Here is a 20,585-nt window from a genome sequence, read left to right as displayed (position 1 = left end):
ATCAAAAAAGCTAAGTGGAATTAAGTTGAGATTTTGGTGGCGATCGCATCCAGAATTTTCTCTACTTGTTTTTCCCATGTCATCCCTTGCATAAATAACGTACCCTTTGCACCTCTAAGTTTCGCCTCTGTCCGGTCGTTATAAATTTGTTCCAGCACCTCTACAACCTCTTCAACATCAGATTCTCCCCAACCTTCAACCCCACTGAAATGAGGATGTCGCATAACGGGCTTTTGATGGCGAAGAGGATAGCAGTGGCGAATCGTTCCACCTTCAATGTCCTTCAAATCGCCAATTAAATCCAGGTGTCCTGTGTTTGCTGATAAAACTGTTGGGACACCACAGGCGAGGCACTCCATGGCAACTAAGTTAGTGCCACCCTCGCAACGATTGGGGAATAAAGCAACATCCGCCTCGCGCACGATCTGGGGAGTAATGTGATTGGGAACTAACCCCAAATCGATATATGAATTGGGCGGTAGGCCATTATTAGCAAGCCATTCCGCAATCTTTAAATTTTGGTTGCTATCTGATGCTGGCAGCCCAACCACATTACCAGTTTTTTCAATCCCAGCCATAAAGATAGGCCAGAAATTATGCCAGGCAGTTATTAGCAATGCATCGGGATGGCGAGATTGGAAAATCTTAAAAGCTGCCACAACGATATCTTGACCTTTGCGAAACTCCAGTTTGCCACCAGAGAATATAACAAAGCGATCTCTGAATAGATCGGAGCGGGGGGCAGGGTGGAAAATCGCCGGATCGATACCCTGGATAGCTAGTCGAACATTTGTGAGGCCATAGTTGTGCAAAATGTTAGCATTCCAGGTTGATGCCACTAGAATCAGGTCGAAATTATTAAAAGAATCGATCTTTTCGGGACTCAAATGAGACGACTCAAAAACAGCATATCCATAATTCTGCTTTCCTCGTATCCGTAGTTCGTATTTGGGTTTGGAATTATCCAGGACGTGAATTATTGGAAAGTCAACGTAAATTAGCTTATTTGCATTACTTGAGACAATCTGCTGCAATCGTCTTTGCTCGCTAATCAACGGTGCGATCGCATGTCGATATAACGGATTGACAAATCCCGTATTGAAGTCGGGAGCAGCTATGAGATATGGACTGAAACGATCGCTTTTAAGTATTTGCAATAGCAGGTTTGTGCTAACTACACCCCAACCAGTAGGGGAACCAATAGTCATGTTAAGACCAATATTTTGTTTAGTCATTACTGTTGATGAGATGTCTAACTTGAGATTGTAAGAACGATTTTGGTATTGGGCGATCGACGTATTTAACTCCTCGACTACTCGTGTAATAACTGCATCCCATCGCTCTGGCTGTGGTTGGCGGAACAGCCGCATGGTGGAATACCAGGGGCTATCCTCGCGCCCCTGCAACCAGCGCCAATCGGCAACGTGTGGTAACAGTACCCATACGGGCTTGCCTAAAGCTCCAGCCAGGTGAGCGACAGATGTATCGATGGAAATAACTAAATCTAGGGATTGGACGATCGCAGCGGTATCGGCAAAGTCTCCCAGATAATGCCGCAAGTCCTGAAGTTTTCCTCGATTTTGTTCGAGTATTTCCACATCGCGATCGCTAACTTCTTTTTGCAAACTGTAGAATTTGATGTCAGGAATGTCTAATAACTTCAGAAAAAGTTCGAGCGGACAAGAGCGCGTAGCTGTAGTTGAGTGACCTGGTTGGCTGGCCCAGACAAGTCCGACTTTTAACCGTGCTTTGTGCTGAGAAATCTCTGCTGCAATCCCGCTCGTGTCTTGAGGTGCTGACAGATAGGGAATTTGAGCGGGAATTGTCTCTAGAGTAGTTCCTAAAATACGGGCTAGACTCACCAATGGAATGCGCAGGTCGAACTGAGGCAAAGGAACATTACGTTGAGCGATCTGAAGGTTTTCGAGCGTCCTGAAGGTATGACCGAGCAGGCGATTTAATGGCTCGCGACAATCCAGGATAACCTTGCCCACTTTAGATGCTATTAAAGGAATATAACGACTGAACTGGATGATATCTCCTAGTCCTTGTTCGCAGTAAATCAACAGCGTGCGCTCCTTCGCATCCGTGCCATCCCACAACGGCTGCACGAAGTTGGGTAAGGGATTCCCCTGTTTGAAGCTATCGCTTTGCCAACGCCATTCATACTCGCGAAACCCTTCTTGCAGATTGCCAGCAGCGAGTAAAGCCAGTCCCAGGTTTTTATGGGCATCGGCGTAGTCTGGCTTCAGACTAATAGCCGATCGATAATGGAGGATTGCTTTTTCTAAATTCCCTTGCTGGCTGTAGGCAGAACCGAGATTAGAATGAGCTTCAGCACTCTGCGGATTTAGGGTCAGGGCTTGTTGGATATAAGTGATGCCAGTTTCAAGTTGACCAAGTTGCGAGGCTAGCGTTCCCAGCATGTGTAAAGCATTGAAGTGCTGCGGATGGTGTTGGAGAATTCGGCGATAAAGTCTTTCGGCATCAGTCAACTTGCCCGCTTTGTGATGCGCGATCGCTTCTTTAATTAAGTCATCTAGATTCAAGTCATCCACTGAGAGAAATTCTGATTTCTCCTCTATTGACATAGCGATCGATACGCTGGAGATCGCATCAAGCGTTCGGCTACCTGAGTTAGTCAAGTCGCGCAAGGCGTTGCCAACCCTTTCGATCGCATCTGTCCAATCGCCAATTCGCTCCTGGCGGAACAAGCGCATAGTTGGATACCAGGGACTATCTTCGCGTTCTAACATCCAGCGCCAGTCCGGGGAGAAAGGCAGTAGAACCCACGTAGGCTTACCCATTGCTCCCGCTAGATGCGCGACAGCGGTATCAACAGAAATTACTAAGTCGAGTTGCGCAATTATGGCAGCAGTATCGGCAAAGTCTTGCAGGCGATCGCTGAGAATAGTTAATTTCCCTTGATATTGTCCGAGTAAGTGTCGATCGCTATTGTCGATCTCCTTTTGCAAGCAGTAGAAATTAACGTTAGAAATATCTAAAAGCGATTTCAGGATGTTCAGCGGACAAGTGCGATCGCCCGCCGTAGGATGGGATGCTTTGCTCGCCCACACGATTCCAACTCGAAAGGTGTTAGTGCGATCGTCGATCTTGAGAAGACTTGCAATCTCTTCGGGTGACGGTGCTGATAAGTAGGGAATCCTTGCGGGAATAGTTGCCAGGGCTGTATCGCATATGCGGGGCAGGCTTAGTAGGGATATGTGAGTATCGAAATCTGGTAAGGGAGCGTGAGGTGGGACGAGTTTCACTCCGTCAAATTGTCTGAATAGCTTCTCTAGAGGTGGAGGGCAGACAAACATAACCTTCTCTGCTTTCCTTTTGATTAAGGAGAAGTAGCGACTAAATTGGATGGCATCGCCAAAACCTTGTTCGCAGGAGATGAGAAGCGTGCGACGATCGAGATCGGTTCCGTCCCACAGTGGTTGCGAGCATGAAGGTGCTGGATTATCGCTAAGAAAAGTCGGACTGCGCCAACGCCATTCGTATTCCAAGAACCCTTGCCTCAAATCCCCCAGCAGCAGTAAAAGCATGCTGAAATTATATTTTGCTTCGGCATGATTGGGATTAATCGCAATCGCCTGCTGATAGCAATCTTTCGCCTGCTCGAACTGACCTTGCTTTTGCAGCAAAGTGCCCAGATTATTATGGGCTTGAGCATAGGTAGGGCTAATGGCAATTGTTTGTTGGTAGCAAGCGATCGCTTTGTCTATATCACCTCGCGCAGCATTCGCGAGGCCGAGGTTGTAATATGCATCTGCGAAGTCAGGATTTAGCGCGATCGCTCGTTCGTAATGGGAAATTGCCTCATCATGTCTTTCCAATTCCGATAAAGCATTACCTAGATTGGAATGAGCTTCAGCGTTAGTTGGATCGACTGCTACGGCTTTTTTAATCCAACTAATACCTGTCTCAAGCTGCCCGGCTTGTAAAGCCAATACTCCTAGCATATGTAAGGAGGTGAAGTGTTGCGGTTGCAATTGCAAAATCTGCTGATAGATAACCTCTGCCTCAGCTAACTTACCAGCTTTGTGATGGGCGATCGCCTCCTGAATTAGAATATCGAGATTTGGCAATGGAGACTCTACTGGATAAGGACTTTTATTCCGCTTATTCGATTTTTTTGATGATTTTGAAGGCTTCGTGGGTTTTGATGATTTCGACGATTTTGCAGACTTCATATGAGAATTTGTAAGATCGATACTTAAAAGCTCGCGCACGGCGATAGCTATTCTTTCTATAGCTCCTTGCCAATCTCCTGTTTTGTCTTGACGGAATAAGCGCATGGTAGGATACCAGGGGCTATCTTCGCGCTCTAACAGCCAGCGCCAGTCGGGGGCGAGGGGAAGCATTACCCATACGGGCTTGCCCATTGCACCTGCCAGGTGCGCGACGGAAGTATCGACCGTAATTACCAGATCGAGGCGATCGATAATGGCAGCAGTATCGGCAAAGTCACCCAGATAATTGCTCAAGTCGGTTAGCTCTGCTTGATATTGTTCCATCAGAGGTCGATCTGCATCGCTTATTTCTTTCTGTAAAACATAGAAATGGATATTAGTTTGACCGTTTGCCAGATCTTTGACTAGATCGAAGAGTGGGAGAAGAGATGATAAATGACAGGAGCGCTTAGGAGCCGTTGAATGAGTTTGCTTGCTAGCCCAGACTAAACCTACTTTGAGCAGCGATCGACGCTCTCCAATCTTGCGGATAGCTTCTGGATTGATATCCTTCCCAATTGATAAGTATTGCTCTGGCGCAGGGATAGTATCTAGCGTCGTCCCCAGAATATGAGGTAGGCTCAGTAGCGATGCTCGAATATCGAAGTGTGGCAAAGGCAAATTCCTAGGACGGATCTCAATACCCGTCTTGTCAATAAATGGCTCGAACAGCCTTCTAACAGGCTCCTGGCAGTCAAAAATGATTTTGCCATTCGACCCACATCTTGCTTTTGCTATGGGGATATAGCGAATAAACTGAATTAAATCGCCAAACCCTTGCTCGGAATAGATTAAGAGCGTTCGACCTTGTAGATCTTGGCCATCCCACACGGGATGTGGAAAGAAGTGCGGGGAATCCTTGTCCAAACCGCTACGTTGGGAACGCCATTCATACTCGGCTAGTCCCTCGGCATAGTTGCCCTGGAGCAATAAAGCTAAACTGAGATTTAGATGAGCTTCAGGATAGTCGGGATTATAGTTAATTGCATGTCGGAAAGCCTCGATCGCAGCATCGACCTGGTTTAACTCAAGGCAAACAAACCCCAACCAGTTATAGGCATTGGCATTACTGGAGTCGATGGCGATCGCACGGTTGAATTCATCAATAGCTCTTTCGTACTGCTGGAGGTTGGAGTACATATTGCCCAAGCCAATATGAGCGTCAATATGGTTGGGATTGAGGTCGATGACTTTTTGATATGCCGCGATTGCTTTTTCTGTGTTTCCCTGACACTGGTAGACATAGGCAAGATTGCAGTGCGCGTTCTGGCTATCAGGCTGGATTTGAATTGCCGTTTGACAATGCTCGATCGCCTCATCCAGCTTACCTAGATCGGCTAGCGCTGTGGCTAAATTGCAAAGTGCGAGGAGATCGTGGGGATCGAGTTGCAAGGCTCGATGATAGCATGCAATCGCTTCATCGGTTTTCCCTAGCTTGAACAGAGCCGCTCCTAAATTGCCATGCGCTGCTGCATAGTCTGGTTTGATTTCTGTTGCCCGTCGGTAATGAAAAGCAGCTTGCTCGAAATTATCCTGATTCCAAAATACGATGCCTATAAAATAATGTGCTTCGCAATAGTCAGGCTTGCAGGCAATCGCCTGTCGGTAGGCAGCAATCGCCTCCTCTGGCTGGCGCTGTTGCTTAAAAATATCTCCCAGTTTCCTGTGTGCTTCGGCGTGATCGCTCTTGAGCGCGATCGTGCGTTGCAAATAGCTAACTGCTTCAGTGAGGTGGTTCTGGCGCAAGGCCACTACCCCTGCTAAATAGAGAGCGTTAAAGTCATCGGGGTGCTGTTGCAGAATTTGTTGATAGATTTGGGCTGCCTCATCCAACCTGCCTGCTTGCTGGTGGGCGATCGCAGTTTGCAGCTTAGCATGAGAATCTATATCCAAGCTTTGCGTGCTGGTAGGTAGTTGTGAGTTTGGTATTGACATCTCATCTCCACTGCGAAATTCTTGCAGAGCAGCAACTACTCTTGCTATTACCCCTTCCCAATCATTGCTGCGTAATTGGCGAAACAAGCGCATGGTGGGATACCAGGGACTATCTTCGCGTTCCAGCAGCCAGCGCCAATCGGGATGGAACTTCAATAAAACCCATACAGGTTTGCCTAATGCCCCTGCCAAATGGGCTACTGCCGTATCCACAGAAATAACCAGATCCATCTGTTCGATCAGGATGGCGGTATCGGCAAAGTCGTTAATATACGGGCTTAGATCCTGTACTTTACCTGCTAATCTTTCTCTCTCTAGCGATGATATTTCTGTTTGGAGGCTGTAAAATGCTATTCCTTCAATCTCCCATATTCGTTCCAGTAACGGTAGCGGACACGAGCGTCGTTTAGCTGTTTGACTGGCGCTATGGGTTGCCCAAACCAGGCCAACTTTTAAGCGTTCTTGGGAGGCGATCTGAAGGTGCGGTTTTATGGGGAGAGGAACAGATAGATAAGGTATGCGGTTGGGGATAGTATCTATAGTAGTTCCCAAGATGCGAGGCAGGCTGAGTAAAGGAACGCGAATATCAAATGCGAGTTTATCGCGCTCTAGTGCTTTCTCTCTATCCCACAAGATAAGCTGTATCTCCTCTAAGCAAGCACATAGAGAAATTAGTTCCTGAGGACAAGCTAGCAGGACTCTACCGCCCTTATCCCTGACTAGGGGAACATAGCGAATAAATTGGATGAGATCGCCGTGTCCCTGCTCGGCATATATTAGTAGCGTTCGATCGCGAAAATCCGATCCATCCCAAACAGGTTCGGGGAAAAGATGCGGCGATTCCTTGGCAATATCGATCGCATCCCAGCGCCACTCATACTCTTGCCATCCCGGCGCAAAATTTCCCGCGAGCAACAATGTCAAACCTAGAGCGACGTGCGCGTCAGTATATTTGGGATCGCAAAATACAGATTGCTGAAACGCCGCGATCGCTCGATCCAACTGATTTAAGGATTTATAACAAAGACCCAAACCATAGTGCGCGATCGCATAGTCTGGCTTCAGAGTCAGAGCCTGTTGAAAATTGACAATGGCAGTTTCGACAAGTTCGGGGTAATCTTCTTGCTCGCCTAAAATACAGCCCAGGGCATAGTATGCGTTAACATACTTGGGCTTTAGGGTTATGGCGCGTTTATAGGCGGCGATCGCCGCTTGTCTTTCACCTTTTTCCTTGAAAATATCACCTAATTTCTTATATGCTTCAGCATGATCGCTCTTGAGAGCAATGGTTCGCTCGATATAGTTCTGTGCGTCTAGCCAGCGCCCCTCAGCATAGGTAAGCAAACCCATAAGATACAGAGCGTTAAAGTTATCAGGTTGGCGATCCAGGATGATTTTACATACCTCAACGGCATCCGATCTCCTACCAGCTTGATGGTGGGCGATCGCTGTTTGCAGCAAGATATCGAGATTTAAAATATCCAGATTTAACGGCTCCGACTCCGATCGCACTATAACCTCCCCTCGCATGAAATCTCTTAAGGCTACAACTAGTCTACCCATAACTCCTGCCCAATCGTCGCTCCGTGCTTGGCGAAACAATCGCATGGTAGGATACCAGGGGCTGTCCTCTCTTTCTAGCATCCAGCGCCAGTCAGCGGCAAAAGGCAGTAGCAACCAGACTGGCTTACCCATTGCGCCCGCCAGGTGCGCCACAGCAGTATCGATCGAAATAATTAAATCCATCTGTTCGACGATCGCCGCTGTATCGGCAAAATTCTGGATGCAATCGCGCAAATCCACAATGCGATCGCCCAGGCGTTCAAATAAATCCTCGTCCGCAGGAGGAATTTCCATTTGCAAGCTGTAAAACGTTCCCAGGTTAGAATCGATTAGCCGCTGAAACAATTCGAGGGGGCAGGAGCGCTTACCAGTCTCCGAGCTAGCACTGCACGTTGCCCAGACCACGCCAATCCGCAATCGATCCTGCTGCGATCGCTCCGGGATCGTCATGCGATCGGGCTTGGCAAATAGGTAAGGAACGACAGATGGGATGTTAGAAACAGCAGTTCCCAAAATACGAGGCAAGCTCAATAGGGGAGCGCAAAGATCGAATGGGGGGAGGGGAGAATTTACTGCAATCAAATCGACATCTTTAATCAGATCGTTGCTATCGCTGAGTAAGGGAATTATCGATGCCGGACAGGTAACCAGAATCTTACCGCGATCGCTGCATTTAGCTTTTACTAAAGGCAGGTAGCGGATAAACTGGATAAAATCGCCTAAGCCTTGTTCGGCATAAATTAGAAGAGTTCTATCCTGGAGATCGGAACCATCCCATACGGGTGTAGAGAAAGTAGGATTTTGCGCCAGGAATTCTTGCTCTTGCCAGCGCCATTCGTATTCGACGAAGCCAGCCCGATATTCCCCTTTGAGTAGTAGGGCTAAACTGTAGTTTACGTGGGCGTTAACGAATTCCGGATCGCAGCCTATCGCTCGCTCGAAATAGATAATGGCCTCATCTACCCGTTGCCATTCCAGGTGAATAGCTCCGAGTCGGTTAAGCGAAAATGCATAGTTAGGGTCGATCTCGATCGCCTGCTGAAAGCAGTCCCTTGCTTTTTGCCAGTCGCGACGAGCAAAAAATATCTCTCCCAATCGATTATATGGATGCAGGTTTTGGGGATCGATCTCGAGCGCGCGTTCGTAACAGGCGATCGCCAGATCGTCTTGACCTAGTGCCTTGAATGCTTTACCCAGATTCGATTGGATTGTCAAGTTATGTGAGTTGAGTCGTAGAGATTTCTGATAATGGGCGATCGCCTCCTCTAGTTTGTTCTCGCTATGCAGAACCGTCCCTAAGTTACCCCATGCTTCAGCACGATCTGGTTGCAGCGCGATCGCCTGACGGTAGCGCATGGCAGATTCGGCCACGTTGCCTCGATGCCACAAGTTATTACCAAGTTCAAAGTAAATTGCCGCGTCGCTGTCTCTTTGTCCTGCTAATACCGACTCAAACATGCCGTACATATCTCTGGCAAGCTTATCGGGGTTCCATAGTGGCGAGAGGCGATCGGGCTGCTTTGATGCGAGCAGTTGCTTTTCGATCGCATCCCTTAAAGCGCGATCTTGGCCGAGGCGAATGCCCCATTCCACATATTCATCCCAGTTACGCGCAATGCCGTCTGTAATTCCTAGGGTGGTCAGAAACGAGTAGCCCATCCTGGAAAAACTTTGCTCGCCCATGCGCGTCACTATGGGTAAATTAAACCAGAGCGCCTCTAAAGTGTGACTGCCACCGTTATAGGGATAAGAGTCGAGGAGGACATCAGCGATCGCGTATGAGCCTCTGTGTTCTTCTTCGGTTGCTGTCAGTGGTAGAAACTTGATGCGATCGCGATCGAGATTATAGTTGATGCAGATCTGGTGATAGAGCGATTTCACAACCTCTAGATCTCCTCTGCCTTTGTAAAGCAATCTGCTATCTGGAATGGATTTTAGGATGCGCGCATGTGCTTCTACCGTTGGATAATTGAGCTTGATGCTGGGAGTAACGCAGAGATAGGCTATTTCTTGCGCTTTAATTCCGATCGCTTTACGCTGGGCTTGGCGGTCTACAGGAACGCTCGCAAAACCAGCCACAGCCATATGCGAATCTGGTAATCGAATTATGGTTTCGAGATAATATGGTTCGATTCCTGCTGGATGCGTATGGCGATCGCCCAGGTTATAGTTATCGGTCGAGAGAAACGGCGCATCAAAGCCCAGCCACGACAAGCACAGTCGTGCTGGTTTTCTGACCAGGATTTCTGGATGTCTGCTTGCAGTTAAAGAATCTAGGTCGATCAGCACGTCCAAATTATCTTCCTCGATTTCGGCGATTAGATCGTTGAGGTTCTTGAAAGTTTCAGATTGTGTCTGTTGCTGCCAGCGGTTTCCCTTCCAGTTGCATTTACTTGCTATGTTCTCAAATACTTCTGTGCGGTCATCCCTTTTAAATTCGCTGGTGGCATAGAGGTAGATATGGGGAGCGAGCCGCGATAGCGACTGAAGCGCGTCCGCGATACACCAACCAACGGGATGTCGTCTAAAATTTACGGACATAAAGCCAATGCGCAAGCGATCTTGCTGAGAATGGGAATTCGCTAAGTTGTCGCGATCTCTGTCGGGTTCTAACGATTTGCGAGGGATGGCATCGATGGTTTTGCGAGCGCTTTTGGCGTAGAGTTGCCCAATTAACTTTGCTAACTTGCTATTTGCTTCTAAATCGTCTCTCAGGCGAAAGATAGCGAAGAGAATCAGAAAATAGATGCGCCCGATATTTGTATCTGATAGTTCGCCTGCATCTCGATAGATCTGCGCTTCCAGTTCTTCTAATTTCTGGAGAGCTTCAGCGTGCATTCCAGTTTTATAGTAGGCCTGGATGGTGGCGATCGCCGCACCAATCGCATCGGAATCTTGACAGAACCGCATGTATTGTTCGGCAGTCTGCCGCCATAGGGCGTAGCGATCGGTTTGGCGCAAAATCGCACAGAGATCCCAATAGGCATCAGCGCAATCGGGTTGGCGTGCTAGCAATCTCTCTAAATAGTCCTGCGCTTCTGCCAACCGCGATCGCTCGATCAGTGCCTGTGATAGCCTGAGATAGGCTGGGGTGCAATCTGGCTGCAAGTCTATAACTTTTTGATAATGAGGAATCGCCGCATCCAGATCCCCCATAGCAATGTATGCCAGAGCGAGATTGGTGTGGATACCAACGCGATCGGGCGCGATCGCTATAGCCTGGCTCAGTAAATTAATGCCGCGCTCGAATTGCTGTTGCTGGCAGGCGATCGTGCCTAAATTTTGCAATGCATCAATTTGGTCTGGTTGTTGTTTAAGGATTTGTAGGTATAGGCATTCTGCTGCACCGATCTGACCGGATTTTTGAGAGGCGATCGCCCTTCCCAACAGCACATCTACGTGCTGAACTCCGACATCTAATAGATCGAGTTCACCGTCACGTACTGTCATAATCAATTAATCCATTTTCTCAGATCCATCGCAACTCTAGTAATTACCCCTTCCCAATTGCCAATTTGCTTTTGGCGGAACAGTCGCATAGTGGGATACCAGGGACTATCATCTCTATCCAATAACCAGCGCCAGTCGGATGCATACGGCAGCAATACCCATACGGGCTTGCCCATGGCTCCCGCCAGGTGCGCTACTGCCGTATCGACAGTTATAATTAAATCCATTTTGCTAATGAGACTGGCGGTGTCGGCAAAGTCGCCGATCTGATGGCCGAGATCGGTAATCCGATCGTGGTGCGCGTCTAACAGGTGCCGTTCGGAACTGGGAACGTCTTTTTGCAAACTGTAGAAATAGATGCCAGGAATGCTGAGAACTAACGATAATAGACTAAACGGACAGGAGCGTTTATTCGCAGTCAAATGCCCTGGTTTAGAAGCCCAAACCAAGCCAACGTGGATATTATGATGCGGCGCTCTGAATTCCAGATCGGGTGCATTTGGAGCAGAAATATATGGAACGCGCTTGGGAATGGATTCTAAAGTAGTACCAAATAGGCGCGGCAAACTCATTAAGGGAATGCGCCAGTCAGTTGCAGGCAATTGCTCGTAGCGATCGCCAATCGCGGCAATCCCCTCCATATGACTTAAAAGTCGGATCAGCGGCGTTGGGCAAGCTACAACCAAGCGGGCATTACGCTCTCTGAGCAATGATAGATAGCGGATAAATTGAATCGTATCGCCATAGCCCTGCTCGGAGTGGATGAGAATGCTCTTGCCAGCGAGATCGGAACCATCCCACAACGGCTGTATGAGAGATGATACTGGATCTTGCTGAAAAATTGGCATTTGCCAGCGCCATTCATACTCAGCTAGCCCCTGCTCGAAATTGCCCTGGGTCAGTAAGGCGGTACCGAGGTTGCGATGCGCTTCAGCATAATCTGGACTGAGCGCGATCGCCTCTCTATAGCGATCGATGGCATCGTGCAGTTTTCCCTGTTCTCTCAAGCTATTGCCCAGCACGTTATGCGCCTCGGCAGATTGGGGATTCTGCGCGATCGCTTTTTCCAGGTAGGGTAATGCTGCATCGGATTTACCTTGCTTAAACAGCATCGTCCCCAAGTTGTAATTAGCCTCTGCCAGATCGGGATCGATTTCTAAGGCGCGGCGCAGGCAGTCAGTTGCTTCCTCGACTTTGCCCCGATCGTAAAGGATGGCACCTAAATTGCTATAGGCGAGGACAAAGTTAGGATTGCGCTCGATTACCTGTTGGTAGTGAAAGACAGCCCGATCGCCATCACCAGTTTGCCAAAGGAGGTTTGCCAAATTGAAGTGAGCGTCAAAATATTCTGGCTTATAGGTGACGGCGTTTTGATAGGCGGCGATCGCTTCTTCGGGTTCACCTTGCTCTAGAAAAATATCTCCCAATTTCTTATGCGCTTCGGCATGATCGCCGCGCAGGAAGATCGTTTGTCGCAAGTAGCGAATCGCATCCCTGTTGTTACCCAAACGATAGGCAATGGTACCCGACAGGTAGAGAGCGTTGAAATCGTGAGGTTGTTGCCATAAGATCTTGCGATACAGTTGCCTTGCTTCTTCCAACCTGCCAGCTTGCTGGTGCGAGATGCCCTCTGAAAGAATTTCCTCGGATTTCTGAGAACTGGTTATCGCCATGTAGAAATCCTCTAAGGCTCTTACGCAAGTAGTATCCTCATAGAGATCCCCATGCCGCGATCGCATTCTCTCAACCACATCTCTGCGCCAATCGGGATCTTGCGCCAGGCGTACCGCAATGCTAATGTATTCAGATTCGTTCTGGGCGATTGTATCTTCCATCGCCAAAATTTTGAGCATGGCATAGGTATGACGACCTCGCATGAACTCGCCAGGTAGAGTCACAATCGGCAATCCACAGGCGATCGCTTCTAAACTGGTGTTGCCACCAGACCAACCGATACTATCGAGAAAGATATCAGATGCTAAATGCACGCTCAGATAGTCATCGCCTGTTTGCTTTGGCAGCATGATACAGAATCGAGCGACATCCAGTTCTGCCGCCGCAAATGCTTTCTGCAAGCGCCGATAAAACTGGTCGTGAACGTGCGCTGTCGTTCGGCACAGAAACACAAACTTGGCATTAGGTACCCGCTGCGCAATCTCGACAAAAATGCGATCGTGTTGTGGGAGATATTTGTAGAGTGACTGACAAGCGAGATAAACTATGGCATCTTCTGGGATGTTAAAATCCTTTCTGGTTTTCCTGTCTCTGGGCAGTTGCGGTTTGGGATAGCAGAATCCCAATTTGGGTAGCCGTACCAGGATTTCGCTATAGTGAGATTGCGCGTTCTCCGGTTCCATCAAGTCGCCGGAAAGGAAATACTCGATATTGGGCGAGCCAGAGGTAATGGGATGCCCCCAACAAGCACATTGAATCGGTGCTAGACGCAAGACCGCCAGCTTGAGCGATTGGGCATCCATGCCGATATCTGGAAATACCAGGATATGCAGGTTGTCCTGCCGTACCTGCTCGCAAATCGCCTCGAAACTATCGGGAATATGCCTGAAGCGATCGCTTTCTGCTTGAAATAGCGCGGTTGTCTCATCGGGAAATCTACCAGTGAAGTAGCTGTAGACTTCAAATTTGCTGCGATCGCGTTGACGCAGCCATCCCAAGCTCCAGGCTACACCCGCATGACCCTTGAGATTGGGAGAAATATAGCCAATGCGAATTTTCTCATCTTTGCCCAGGGGTGGCATCTCAATTTTCTGCGTCCATTGCGGGTAGTTGGCAGCCATAACTCGCTGCACGAATTCGGCATATTGGCGTTGCAGCTCGAGATCGTTTTTGGCTTGATAGGTAAGATAGAAGTTGGTACAGTAGCTAATTCCTGCTAAAGCTAGTTTCTGTGACTTCTCTGTTGAGAGATCGCAAGCATCGATATATTTTTGCAGGCCCTCCTCATAACGATAGCGCCAGTAGCCGATTTCCTCTTCGTTGTCGTACAGAACGGGTAAAGCCAACCTGCTCAGTCGGTTGGCAATAGGATTGTCGTCTTGATAGCTCAGTAATTTCTGAAAATAAGCGATCGCTTCCTCTATCTGATTATCCTCTACTAAAATCTCGCCGCATTTTTGATATGCCAGGGCATAGTTCGGCTGAATCTTGATAATTTGTTGGTAATATTCAAGCGCCTCGTACCATTTCTCTTTTTGCTTTAGCGCTCCCGCCAGGTTGTAGAGTAAGTCCACAGCGTTGGGAGCAAATACCCTACCTCTTTGCAGATAGGCGATCGCCTCATCCAATTTACCTTGCAGCACGTAAATTGCCCCGAGACTGCTAAAGGCGTCGGCATAGTCGGGCTTAAAGGCAATCGCCTGGTGCAGGTGACTGATGGCTGCATCTAGCGAGTTAACCTGCGTCAAAGCAACGCCGTACATCCAATGCGCCTCAGCATGAAGCGGATCGATGGCAATTATTTGCTGGCAATAGTGAATTACAGCTTGTGGTTGGTTTAGTTTTAGGAAAATAGAAGCTAGCTCAAAATGAGCTTCGACTGACTTGGGATCGATTTCGGTTGCTTTTTGATAGGCAGCGATCGCCGCCTCAAAATTCCCTAACTGATGCTGAATGTCTCCTATTTGACCGTATAACTCGGCAGATTTAGGTTCCGCTCGCAGTAATTGTTTTAATTGTTCTAGTTTCCGATCTCGATCTATTGCTTCTATGTTTTCTGGCTTTTGGTCGGCATCCGATCGCTCTGGTTTTGTCGGCTCCCTATCTTCTCGATCTAGCCGACCAGAATCAGACGGAGTTTGAGGGGATGGCACGTTAGCAAATTCTTGTATGGAGGCAACCAGGTTAACTAAAGCGCGGCTAGCTCTAACAAAATTGGGCTTTAGTTCTAAAGCTTTCTGATAGCGCCCTAGTGCTGCTTGAAATTTCCCCTGTTGCTGCAAAACAGCCCCCAGGTGATAGAGCAGCTTGGGATCGTCTCCCCGCAAGGCGATCGCTTTTTCCAAACTATCAACTGCACCTTCCAAGTCGCCAGTTTTGTGCAGGGCAATCCCCAGATTGTAGTACGCCCTAGTGTAATTTGAGTTCAGGTTTACAGCCTGTCGATAACGCGCGATCGCGTCATCTAGATTTCCCAATTTGTAAAAACCGTTCCCAATCTGGCAGCAAACTTCAGCATTTTCTGGCTGCGCCAGCATGGCTTTTTTCAGTAAGTCCAACCCATCGGCAATTTTGCCCGATTCGTAGGCAAGCGTACCCAACATGTATAAGGCATCGAAGTTATCTGCTTGTAGGGTCAGGACTTCTTCATATAAGTTTTTTGCCTGATTGGTAAAGCCTTCGGAATGATGGGCATGGGCTTCCTCTAATTTCTGTTGAATTAACTCAATCTCCTCTGGCAGAGATTTAAACGATTCATCTAAACCGAAACTTAGATTCGAGCTTAAATTGGAAGGTGGATTGGGTAAACTAGGAGCTAAAGTTAGAGCTTTGAGTTTGTAGAAATTTGCAGCTTCCAGATTCCCGCTATCTTTGAGCGCAATTGATAGATGCTGATATGCATCTGCCAGATTGGGATCGATTTCTATTGCCCTTTCAAAAGCAGCGATCGCTTCGCTTAAGCGTCCTTGCCGAGACAAACATTTCCCCTTAGAAATATGAGCTTCAACTATGTTTGGGTTTAACTCTAAAGCAGAGTTAATGAGATTAACGCCTACCTCGAATCTACCCAATTCGCATTCTATCGAACCTAACCTGTGTAAAGCCTCAGCATGTTTGGGATCTTGGGCTAGAACCTCCTTGTAAAGACGCTTCGCCTGTCTAAAAAAACCTTCGTGCTGATGAAATATTGCTTCTTCTAACTTGTTTTGCAAGCTGTCAATAATACCCAGATCTTCTTCAGACCTAAATTCAATCTCAGGGATCATAAGTTTAAAGCCGCCTGAATACCATTAACCATTAATAAGGATTAACAACAGGGGGTTATTGTCAAATATCCTTAAATTTTATCTAATTATATCTGCTGCTGGCATTCATTATCCTCCGTGAAGGACTAAAGGATCTAAGATTTAAGACCGCTCGAATCATGTTAATTAATGTAAACATTTTTTGATTGAATGCACTAAGGTTTTGTTACGAAATTTAAATAATTTGATTGCAAAATGTTGCAGATCGGTCTGTAGGTGAACTATTGTAAGGATTCTTTGCTAAAACTAAAGTTGATAGCTAATTAGTTCGTAACTAGTCCTGGCTAAATAGTGCTTGAGGATAAGCAATTCCTCGAAGTCCCTCATTGTCGTTGATATACAAGCTACTTATAGAGATCCGAAAACTTAAGGAGACCGCATGTTCGCAACCGTTAAACCGACCAGCACAACAATTAGACATATTGCCCCGGAAAATATTAACGGTCGTGTGTTGATGAAAGTGGTTTACGTCGTCTTAGAACCACAGTATCAGAGTGCTTTATCAGCGGCGATCGCCGCCATTAATAGCCGTAACCCCAATTTAGCCGTAGAGGTGAGCGGTTACTTAATCGAGGAATTGCGCGATCCAGCAAATTATGAGTCATTTCAACGGGATGTTGCCGATGCCAACGTATTTCTGGCTTCACTAATCTTCATTGAAGATCTGGCCAATAAAATTGTCGATGCCGTGCAGCCACATCGCGATCGCCTTGATGCTTGTGTGGTCTTTCCTTCCATGCCTCAAGTCATGCGCCTGAATAAAATGGGCAGTTTTAGCATGGAAAATCTCGGTCAGTCCAAGAGCGCGATCGCTCAGTTCATGAAAAAACGCAAGGAAAAGGCGGGTAGTTCTTTTCAAGACAGCATGCTCAAGGTCGTGCAAACCCTGCCCAAAATCCTCAAATACATGCCCCTCGATAAGGCACAGGATGCACGTAATTTCATGCTCAGCTTCCAATACTGGCTGGGCGGTTCCCAGGAAAACCTGGAGAACTTCCTGTTGATGATCGCGCAAAACTACATGCCGCAGGTGAAGGATCGCAAGAATGCGATCGCGTTTCGCGAGCCGATCTCCTATCCAGACATGGGTATTTGGCATCCGATCGCCCCCAAAATGTTTGAGGACGTACAGGAATATTTTGCCTGGTACAATTCCCGCACCGACATTTCCGACGATCTTAAAGACCCATTGGCACCCTGTATTGGTTTAGTACTGGCACGCACGCACTTAGTAACCGGGGATGATGCCCATTATGTTGCTGTCGTGCAAGAAATGGAATCGCAAGGTGCAAGGGTGATGCCAGTATTCGCAGGTGGCTTAGATTTCTCCAAGCCAGTCGAGGAATATTTTTACAGTTCCGCGCCTAGAGGCAATTGGTCGTTCAGCAAAGATAAAGCTAGAGAAACAGTCTTAGTAGATACAGTAGTATCCCTCACCGGATTTGCCCTGGTTGGCGGCCCCGCTCGTCAAGATCACCCCAAAGCCGTAGCGGCACTGGAAAAACTCAACTGCCCCTACATGGTGGTGTTGCCCCTCGTGTTCCAGACCACAGAGGAGTGGCAGAATAGCGATCTGGGACTGCATCCCGTGCAGGTGGCTTTACAGGTAGCTTTGCCCGAACTGGATGGTGCCGTCGATCCGATCGTGATGTCCGGGCGCGATGAGTTGACAGGGCGGGCGATCACGCTCAGCGATCGCGTTGAGATGATTGCCAGTCGTGCCATGAAGTGGGCAAACCTGCGCCGCAAGCCCCGCTGCCAAAAGAAAATTGCGATTACCATCTTTAGCTTCCCGCCGGATAAGGGCAATATCGGTACGGCGGCGTATCTGGATGTATTTGCCTCCGTGCATAAGGTGGTGCAGTCGCTAGCAAATAATGGCTATGACGTGCACGACCTGCCCGCCAACGGCGAAGCCCTGATGCAGGAAATTTTGCACAATCCTAACGCGATTGCCGGTAGTCCGGAGCTAAACATCGCCGCCAGGCTCTCCGTGCCGGAGTACGAGGCCAGTACACCTTACTACGAAAGCATCGCCGCGCAATGGGGTCCCGCACCCGGACATCTCAACTCCGACGGACAGAACTTGCTGGTCTACGGCAAGCACTACGGCAACGTGTTTGTGGGCGTACAACCAACGTTTGGCTACGAAGGCGACCCCATGCGCCTGCTATTCAGCAAGTCCGCCTCGCCCCACCACGGGTTTGCCGCCTACTACACTTACCTCAACAAAATCTGGCAAGCCGATGCCGTACTGCACTTCGGCACCCACGGCTCCCTGGAGTTCATGCCAGGCAAGCAGATCGGTCTGTCGGGCGAATGCTATCCCGATAACTTGATCGGCGCTTTGCCAAATATCTACTACTACGCCGTCAATAACCCTTCGGAATGCACGATCGCCAAGCGACGCGGCTATGCCACCACGATTAGCTACATCACCCCCGCCCCCGAAACTGCCGGACTTAACCGTGGCTTAAACGAACTTAACGAACTGATCGGTTCTTATAAAGAACTGCGCCTGGGCAATCGCGGTGTCTCGATTACCAACACGATTATGGATAAGGTCCGGTTGGTTAATCTGGATAAAGATGTCGATCTCGGCGATCGCGACGCTAAGGACATGAGTTTGGAAGAACGCGACAATATTGTTGGGAAAGTGTACAACAAGCTCATGGAAATTGAGTCTCGCGTTCTGCCCTGCGGTCTTCACGTAGTCGGCGAAGCACCCAAAATCGAAGATGTCACTGATGTCTTAGCCAGCATCGCCAGCTTCGATCGCCCTGAAGACAATATCAAATCTTTACCGAGAATTATCTGTGAAAGCATTGGGAGGGATATCGAACAGCTATTTAAATCTAGCGATAAGGGCATCTTAGAGGATGTTGAGTTACTGGCACAGATTCGCGCTACGACTAATAAAGCTGTAGGGGCGTTGGTCAAAGCCAAAGCCGATGCCGATGGGCGAATTTCCAAACTATCCGTGCTCAACTTCCTCAGCATGGGTAAAACCGAACCCTGGATTACCTCTCTGCACGAATCAGGCTATAAGGCGATCGATTCGGAAGCGATCGATCCCCTATTTGAATTTTTGGAATTCTGTCTCAAACAAATTGTGGCGGATAACGAGCTAGGCGGTCTCATTCGAGCTTTGGAAGGGGAATACATTACCCCTAGCCCTGGTGGCGACCCCATCCGCAATCCGGGCGTATTGCCCACGGGCAAAAACATGCACGCCCTCGATCCGCAGTCGATTCCCACCAGCGCCGCCGTACAGGCAGCCCAGGTCGTAGTGGAACGGTTGCTAGATCGCCAGAAATCTGAAAATAACGGCAATTACCCCGAAACCATAGCTTGCGTGCTCTGGGGTACGGATAACATCAAAACCTACGGCGAATCGCTAGCACAGGTGCTTTGCATGGTGGGAGTTAAACCGTTACCTGATGCTTTGGGTAGAGTGAACCGCCTGGAGTTAATCCCATTAGAAGAGTTAGGTCGCCCTCGCATTGATGTCGTGGTGAACTGTTCCGGTGTGTTCCGGGATCTATTTGTAAATCAAATGGATTTGCTAGATCGCGCCATTCGCATGGCTGCCGAGGCCGACGAGCCGCTAGAGATGAACTTCGTGCGCAAGCACGCGATCGCTCAGGCAGAGGAATTTGGTGTCACGCTTCGCCAAGCAGCGACGCGGGTGTTTAGTAACGCGGCTGGTTCCTATTCCTCTAATGTTAACCTGGCGGTGGAGAATAGCACCTGGGAAAGCGAGTCGGATCTGCAACAGATGTATTTGTCGCGCAAATCCTTTGCGTTTGGCTCTGAGGTGAATAACGTGCAGCAACGCCAGTTGTACGAATCATCGCTCAAATCCGTCGATGTCACGTTCCAAAACCTCGATTCCTCGGAAATCAGCCTCACCGATGTCAGTCACTACTTCGACTCCGACCCGACTAAAGTGGTAGCGAGTCTTAGAAGCGACGGCAAGCAGCCCAGTGCCTACATGGCCGATACCACTACAGCTAACGCCCAGGTACGCACCCTCAGCGAAACCGTGCGCCTCGACTCTCGCACCAAATTGTTGAATCCCAAATGGTACGAAGGCATGCTCAACCACGGCTATGAAGGCGTGCGCGAGATCTCCAAGCGCCTGGTGAATACGATGGGATGGTCGGCAACCGCTGGCGCGGTGGACAATTGGGTCTATGAGGATGTCAATGATGTCTACGTCCAGGATGCAGAGATGCGCGATCGCCTCAAGAATCTCAACCCTCACTCTTTCCGCAAGATCGTCGGCACGTTACTGGAGGTAAATGGCAGGGGGTACTGGGAAACCAGCGACCAGAACCTGCAAATGCTGCGCGATCTCTACCAGGAACTAGAAGACCGCATCGAAGGAGTAGATTAAAAACGATTCCCACAAAGA

Annotated in this window: 3 protein-coding genes; 1 reads left to right on the top strand and 2 read right to left on the bottom strand. The window is 48.5% G+C overall.

Going from position 1 to position 20,585, the window contains the following annotated elements:
- Window positions 1-20 precede the first annotated feature (20 nt).
- Complete coding sequence (locus PSE6802_RS30445; RefSeq protein WP_019503036.1) at window positions 21-11,189, bottom strand: tetratricopeptide repeat protein; 11,169 nt, start codon at window positions 11,187-11,189, stop codon at window positions 21-23.
- A gap of 2 nt (window positions 11,190-11,191) precedes the next feature.
- Window positions 11,192-16,129 (bottom strand): tetratricopeptide repeat protein, encoded by a 4,938-nt coding sequence (locus PSE6802_RS31545; RefSeq protein ID WP_019503035.1) that lies wholly within the window; start codon window positions 16,127-16,129, stop codon window positions 11,192-11,194.
- Window positions 16,130-16,547: 418 nt separating this feature from the next.
- Between PSE6802_RS31545 and PSE6802_RS0126455 the strand changes: the two genes are divergently transcribed.
- Window positions 16,548-20,567, top strand: coding sequence for a magnesium chelatase subunit H (locus PSE6802_RS0126455; RefSeq protein WP_019503034.1), 4,020 nt, complete (start codon window positions 16,548-16,550; stop codon window positions 20,565-20,567).
- The last annotated feature ends 18 nt before the right edge of the window (window positions 20,568-20,585 follow it).

This window comes from Pseudanabaena sp. PCC 6802, from assembly GCF_000332175.1.
In the GTDB taxonomy this organism is placed as follows: Bacteria; Cyanobacteriota; Cyanobacteriia; order Pseudanabaenales; family Pseudanabaenaceae; genus PCC-6802.
Note: the sequence above shows the minus strand (reverse complement) of the source record. Positions and strands in the feature narration are given on the sequence as shown.

Coding starts and splice junctions, on each gene's coding strand:
- PSE6802_RS30445 (WP_019503036.1), bottom strand. CDS start 11,189: ATGACAGTACGTGACGGTGAACTCGATCTATTAGATGTCGGAGTTCAG.
- PSE6802_RS31545 (WP_019503035.1), bottom strand. CDS start 16,129: ATGATCCCTGAGATTGAATTTAGGTCTGAAGAAGATCTGGGTATTATT.
- PSE6802_RS0126455 (WP_019503034.1), top strand. CDS start 16,548: ATGTTCGCAACCGTTAAACCGACCAGCACAACAATTAGACATATTGCC.